Raw genomic sequence first — 6,780 nt, forward strand, 5'->3', positions numbered from 1 at the left:
GCTTGAATTGATGCAGACACTTGAGAAACTAAATCATCTTTAGTCGCATTATAGGTATCTAAAGGTTGAGCCGCGGCTTCAATTGCTTGGCAAGCGTTCATTAGCGCAGTTAGTCCTAAACTTCCTGCACTGCCCTTTAATTTATGGGCAAGGTTCTTTACTTCTTTACTATCATTGTCCTCAGCAGACGCTTGCAGCTTGCTTAATACATCGGTGCTGGTGGCTCTAAACAGATTAATAATGTGCAACATCTTATCTCTGCCCAAGATTTTCATATCGGACTCAATCACGCTCGGATTAATGATAACCACATCGGGTTCCTTTGTTTTAGGTGCTTGAACGACCTTTGATTGTAGCTCTTGTTCTTGAGGCGAAATTTGATCAAACGGGGTACAGTCGGCATTTTGTGGCAACAACAACGGCTTTCCGTCTAGCGCATCCTGAATCAATGCCGCGAGTGCCTCTTTTGCCAATGGCTTAGGCAAGTATCCGTCAAAACCAGCGGCTAGATAGCGCTCAACTTCTTCCGCAAAAACGTGCGCAGACACTGCAATCATTGGCGTGACGGCAAGCGCTTTATTGGCCGGCTTATCACACTCAATCCGCTTTAAGCGTTGGATCAACTCAGTTCCATCACAATCAGGGAGGTTGATGTCGACCAAAGCGATATCAAAATCTTGTGTGCTGATCAGTTGCTCTGCTTGTGAGCCGTTTTCTGCCATCACGACTTGATGCCCCATGCTTTCTAGAAAACCTTCCGCGACCACTCGGTTGACTTCATTATCTTCTACCAGCAAGACCTTTGCTTTCACTTTGCAACGTGCGGTTGCCACGGTTCCTGTTTCAATAGGTTCGCTTTCCTCTAACGGAATAGAGAACCAGAATCGGCTACCATTTCCCTCTTCGGAATCGACTTCTAAAACACCGCCCATCGCTTCAATGATTCGCTTACTGATGGCAAGTCCAAGCCCCGTACCTCCAGTTTGGCTCATCCCACCTTCAGCTTGCGTGAAGGCATCAAACAACGTTCTCTGGTATTTTTTGGCAATTCCTATTCCAGTGTCTGATACTTCAAACAGGACTTGCGACTCGTCCTCAGGGTTCAGGCTAACGTAGATATCAATTTCTCCTTCGTCAGTGAACTTAATCGCGTTACCAACGAGATTGTTCAGCACCTGACTGATTCTGGTGACATCCCCTTTCCAGTAGCGACTAACATCACTTTCAATATGGTAGGAGAACAGCAGCTTCTTCTCTTGTGCTCGACTGTTCATTAACTGGAAAGTGTCCTCCACCATTTGGTGTAAATCAAAGCCCATGTGACGAATTTCTAAATGCCCCGCTTCAATCTTGGAGTAATCCAGTACATCATTAAGGATCGCGAGCAACGTTTTACCACTACGATTAATGATTTCCGCATAACGCTTTTGAATTGGGTTGAGGCCTGAGTCAATCAACAAGCGTGCTGTCCCCAACACTCCGTTCATTGGCGTTCTTATCTCATGGCTCATCGTCGCCAAGAATGCCGATTTTGCTCGGCTCGCTTGCTCTGCTTGCTTGCGAGCTTTAGCGTGATTCAAAACCTCTTCATTCAAACGGCGGTTTGCTTGTTTTAACTGCGAAGTGCGCTGCTCAACGAGCTCTTCTAAATGCTCTTTATGCTCCTCAAGCTCTCGCTTGGCTTGAGCTTCACCCTCTGCTACCACTTTTAGTGCTTGCGCGGTATTACGAGCCGTGATGATGGCCTGCCCCATATGCGCCAACTCATCTTTGCCTTTCACTTCCAACTCAACCGCTAAGTTACCCTGCGCCACAGACAGCAACGCAGCGGAATATTCAGCTAACCGCTTCACAACAGAAAGGTACACCACACGCCATAAAATCAGCACCAATACAATCAAACCAACAATTGAAATAACGGTTAAAGACCACTGAGCGAATTTCAGTGTGCTGGTCAATTGGTCTACAGCGACGGTAGTGGTTTTGTTTGAATCATCAACCAATTTGTTGACCGTGCCATTAAGCTCTGAGAACAACTCTAATGTCTTTTGCATCAGTTGTTGTGACTGTTCGTTATTCTCGTATTGCTGCATCAGTATAGAAAATACGACCTGACGCTTACCAAGCTCTATGAGCAGTTGGCTCATTTGCTTAGAGCGCGTAGGATCTTCCACAGCGAGTACACGGCGTTGCATGATTTTGAGGTTGCTATCGAAATCACTTTGAACCTGTTGAATTCGCTCAATATTCGTTAATGTCCGAGCCTCTTCAATCTGATTCAACATTTTAAAGGCCAACAAGTGCAGTTCATGCAATCGCTCAGTCAGATCAAGATCGACCTCCACCAGTGCATCTAGCGCCTGATAAACTTGCGATTTTTTATTCGATTCTAATAAGTCATAAATATGCGTGACGTTAGCAACAGCAATGGTGCTTGTATTCTGAACTTGCGTACGAGTTAGTTGTTCTAGCTCTTCACTGAGCAGACGCATTTCTTCAACACGAGTATCTATCTCTTTTGCAAGCCACAGCTTTTTTTCAACCGAAACACCGAGTTCTGCCAAATTGTCGATAACGTTCTGGACGTTATTCTCTAAAGCTTCTAACAATTGAGAATCGAACGACTCACTCCCGAGCTCCTTGATGTGAGTGAGTAAAGACTCGAGCTGTTCGAACAGCACTCGCCCTGACTCCTTTCTTTCCTGCTCGTTTCTTGCGTTCGACAACATTTGTACAGACGAAATAATACGAGTACTCAACTCAGAGACTTGTCTCGCCTCAATCATGGCGGGAATCGCAGAATCCACAACATTTCTTTCGGTTTTGGCAACCAAAGAAAATCCAGACACACCAATAAGTGCCGATAACATGACCAGTATTGCCATCGCAATGAAAGACAACAAAAGTTTACGACCGATGCTTGCAGTTGCTAGCAGCATATTTTCATGACCTTAATGTTCGTGTTCAGCGACATATTACGTTATATTTTGCAGTGTTTACTTAATCTATGCCAACGAACTTCATTTCATGGTTAAAAATCAACACGCATTTCGCACATTTTTCAAACATTCTGCAGCCATTTTAACCCTAGTTGCTTCTTTGCCAGCGGTTGCCGCAGAGAAAATATGTGCAATATACCCTCACCTAAAGGATTCATACTGGTTGTCAGTAAACTATGGAATGGTGTCCGAAGCGAAAAGAGAAGGTGTCGAGCTACGAGTCCTTGAAGCGGGCGGCTACCCAAACAAAACCCGTCAAGAACAACAACTCGCACTGTGTAACCAATGGGGAGCAGATGCGGTTATCCTTGGGACCGTGGACCCACAGGCTTACGAGCATTCACTTAAAAATTGGGTGGGGAATACTCCCGTTTTTGCTACTGTGAACCAACTCGACTTGGATGAAGAACAAAGTGAGTTGCTAAAAGGGACTGTCGGTGTTGACTGGCATTGGATGGGATACGAAGCGGGTCAATATTTGGCAGCTCGCCATCCAAAGGGGTCAGGAAAAACCAACATTGCCTTACTTTTGGGGCCGCGAACTCGTGGTGGTACGAAACCCGTTACTGCCGGATTTTATGAAGCGATACAAGGAAGTGATATCAACATTGTTGACTCATTTTGGGCAGACAACGACAAGGAGTTACAACGTAACCTAGTTCAACGTGTGATCGATATGGGAAATATAGATTACATTGTTGGCAGTGCAGTGGCGATTGAAGCGGCCATCAGTGAGCTGCGCAGTGCCGGCAAAGCTGAGGAGATCGGTTTAGTTTCTGTGTACTTAAGTCATGGTGTATATCGAGGCCTGTTACGTAACAAAGTGCTCTTCGCACCAACAGATAAAATGGTGCAGCAAGGTCGGCTTTCCGTGATGCAAGCAACGTATTACTTAAGAGGTGAAGCTTATGACAAACATGCCTCACCAACCATCAAACCACTGACTCCGAAGACGCTTCATGACGACACGATCGAAGAATCGTTATCTCCGTCAGAATATAGGCCGACATTCCGTGTTAAGGCTGTTGATTGAAAGACCAAAAACGTGTTCTATTGAGCCACAACAATTTTAAAATCATACAAACGGAAACATCTTGATGCAAAAAACCATTCGTACCATGCCAACCCATAAACATGTGGCTTTGGTTGCTCACGACAACTGCAAACCTGAGCTACTTCGCTGGGTAAAAGAAAACAAAGAAAAGCTACAGAGTCACTTCCTTTACGCAACTGGCACGACAGGACACATGCTGAGTAAAGAAACTGGACTTGCGATCAAGAGCATGATCAGTGGTCCGATGGGCGGTGATCAACAACTAGGCGCTCTCATTTCAGAAGGCAAAATCGACGTTCTCGTTTTCTTTTGGGATCCACTGAATGCCGTACCTCACGACCCAGATGTTAAAGCGCTTCTTCGTATTGCTAGTGTTTGGAATATTCCTGTAGCAACGAACCGAGCCACCGCTAAGTTCCTGTTTAACTCCCCTCTTCTTGAGCAAGAAGTAGACATCGAAGTACCGGATTACGAAGCCTATCTTGCTGAGCGCATGTAAGCTTTGATGCCAACCAAATAAAGCAAGGGCGATACCAAGTATCGCCCTTGCTGTTTTTAACATTCTAAACGTTGCATTTAACGGGAAGTCACTATGGGATAGTCACCATTAACGAGCTCTTGAACGAATGCAGATCCCGCACCAGTATGCGTGATCCAAACCTTCTCTTTCGCACGTGTAATCGCCACGTAAAATAGCCTGCGCTCTTCTGCGTAAGGGAATTTGTCTTTGGACTCCGTCAACGCACCATCAATGTGAATTTGCTTCTTCTTAGCGGGGAATTGCCCCTCATCCACAGAAAGAATAATCACAAAGTCAGCTTCGCGTCCTTTACTCGCATGGCAAGTCATAAAGCGAATATCGAGATTAGGGAAACGTCGCAACCAATCGTCGAACAAATCGGGCTTATGATAATGGTTACGTCCTAGCAATAAAACTGACTTGGTTTGCTTGGCTTGTTGATTCAAGTGATCCAAGATCTTTTCCACTTGATTGCTCGGCGCGGTATGTACGCTCTTCTGCTTGCGTTGTTTGTGGCTGTTTAGTGTTTTCGGCAACTGCGATGGGTTTTGCTGCACGAATGTATTCGCTACATCACCAATCTGATTGTTGAAACGATAAGTTGTATCTAAGTGATGAACGGTAGAGTGAGCAAAGCGTTCTTTAAAGCCAGTGATAAGATCGACATCCGCTCCTGCAAACTGATAGATCGCTTGCCAATCGTCGCCAACAGCAAATAACGTGGCACCTGCTTGTTTCTGAGTGGATTCACACAGTGCTTCAATCAATGCCAGACGATCTGGAGAGATATCTTGATACTCATCGACCATAATAAAGCGCCATGGCGAGACAAACTTCCCTTTATTCACATAATCTGTCGCACGACTGATCATGGTTGGGAAATCCACTTGGTTGCTTTCTTTAAGCATTTTCTGCCACGCTGTAAAACATGGCCAGCATAAGGCGAGTTCACTATTTAAACGCGTATAGTCTTGGTGGTTTACGAGCTTTTCTTGTACTTGCTTTTTGGTCAACCCTACCGCCGCTAAATGAGACAGCTGCGAATCTAGCCAAGCGATCAGTTTTGGATTTTCTGAATGGCTTCCTAACTCATCATCCCCTTTTAGGTACGCAATCGGCCATTTGTCTAAATGTTTTTGCCAACGTTTAAAGTTGGTGGGTGTCATCCAATGTTTTTTCAACCAGTCTACACACCATGCCGTTCGTTGATTTTCGTCCAACGCTAAAGGGCTAATTTCGACAGGTTGCTGTTCGACTTGTTTAAGAATATACAAGCCCAACTGATGGAATGTGTTGACGCGCACACCGTCTGCCGCCATGCCCACTTTATCTACTAAGCGTTCTTTCATTTCAGTCGCCGCATCACGACCGAACGCTAACATGAGAAGCTCTTCTGCTTGAGCCTGATGGCTTTGCAACAAATAGGCAACTCGTGCGGTTAAAACGCTGGTTTTGCCCGAGCCGGCACCAGCAAGAACTAAGTTGTGGTCGTCGTTGAGTAATACCGCATATTGCTGGGATAAATTCAAAGGAGAGGATTCAATTTGATTAAACAGCACTTCCCAATTTGGACGTTCTGCTTCTAGCCAATCGCGATTACGCTCACCAAGCGCCTCAGAGGTATCAATGAGCCAAGGCTCTATTTGCGACATACGATTCGGCATTCGCATTTTGGCTTCTTCTAGGGTGGTTTTCATCTCGCTTAACTCTTGGTTAAGACTTTCAACCCAGGAGACCACTTGAGAATGCGATAAGTAAGCAGGCAAGTGCTTTAGTTTGTAAAGCTCTTCTTCCCACTTAGGTAGATACTCAGCCAGTTTTCGGCACTGAGTGTTGTGCCACTCTTGATATTGACGAACGGCCTCAAGCGCGAACTTTCGGCATTGTGGCCACGGTAAACCTTGGACTAGCCAGCTTTGTTGTTTGCCTTCGTGTTCATGAGCAAAAAACTGTAAAGAGCTCCATAATAACCCACGCTTTACGCTAACTTTGCCATTCCAGATCGTAAAAGGAATATGTTCTTCACTGCCTATCGAGCTTAATAAAACACTGTTCTCTTTTATTTCGACGTGATGGTACTCATTTTGAATAAAAAACTGTGCTTTGCTAGTGGCAGTAAGCTGCATGAAACGTGCGCCTTTTAGTTTAGAAGTTGTCGATTTATATCATTTTAAGGCGCTAAATTGTAGCAACGGCGAGCTCCTAAG

4 protein-coding genes are annotated in these 6,780 nt (G+C 45.2%); 2 read left to right on the forward strand and 2 right to left on the reverse strand.

Annotated elements, in window-relative coordinates:
- Nucleotides 1-2,939: TMAO reductase system sensor histidine kinase/response regulator TorS (gene torS, locus CAG68_RS02660; protein WP_161440746.1), on the reverse strand; the 2,939-nt coding region annotated here is incomplete at its 3' end.
- A 43-nt stretch (nucleotides 2,940-2,982) separates the two neighbouring features.
- On the opposite strand from torS, the gene torT reads away from it, so the two are divergent.
- Both torT and CAG68_RS02670 read left to right on the forward strand, forming a co-directional pair.
- Nucleotides 2,983-4,032, forward strand: a complete 1,050-nt coding sequence (gene torT / locus CAG68_RS02665) for a TMAO reductase system periplasmic protein TorT (protein ID WP_257789287.1) — start codon at nucleotides 2,983-2,985, stop codon at nucleotides 4,030-4,032.
- Between the two features lie 64 nt (nucleotides 4,033-4,096).
- A complete protein-coding gene (locus CAG68_RS02670) occupies nucleotides 4,097-4,552 on the forward strand; it encodes a methylglyoxal synthase (RefSeq protein WP_005376571.1) in 456 nt (151 codons plus the stop codon).
- 77 nt (nucleotides 4,553-4,629) lie between these two features.
- Here the strand turns inward: CAG68_RS02670 and helD are convergent, their stop codons facing one another.
- Complete coding sequence (helD, locus tag CAG68_RS02675) at nucleotides 4,630-6,699, reverse strand: DNA helicase IV (RefSeq protein WP_005376572.1); 2,070 nt, start codon at nucleotides 6,697-6,699, stop codon at nucleotides 4,630-4,632.
- Between the last annotated feature and the right edge of the window lie 81 nt (nucleotides 6,700-6,780).

This window comes from Vibrio sp. V42_P2S4T144, assembly GCF_009904715.1.
In the GTDB taxonomy this organism is placed as follows: Bacteria; Pseudomonadota; Gammaproteobacteria; order Enterobacterales; family Vibrionaceae; genus Vibrio; species Vibrio alginolyticus.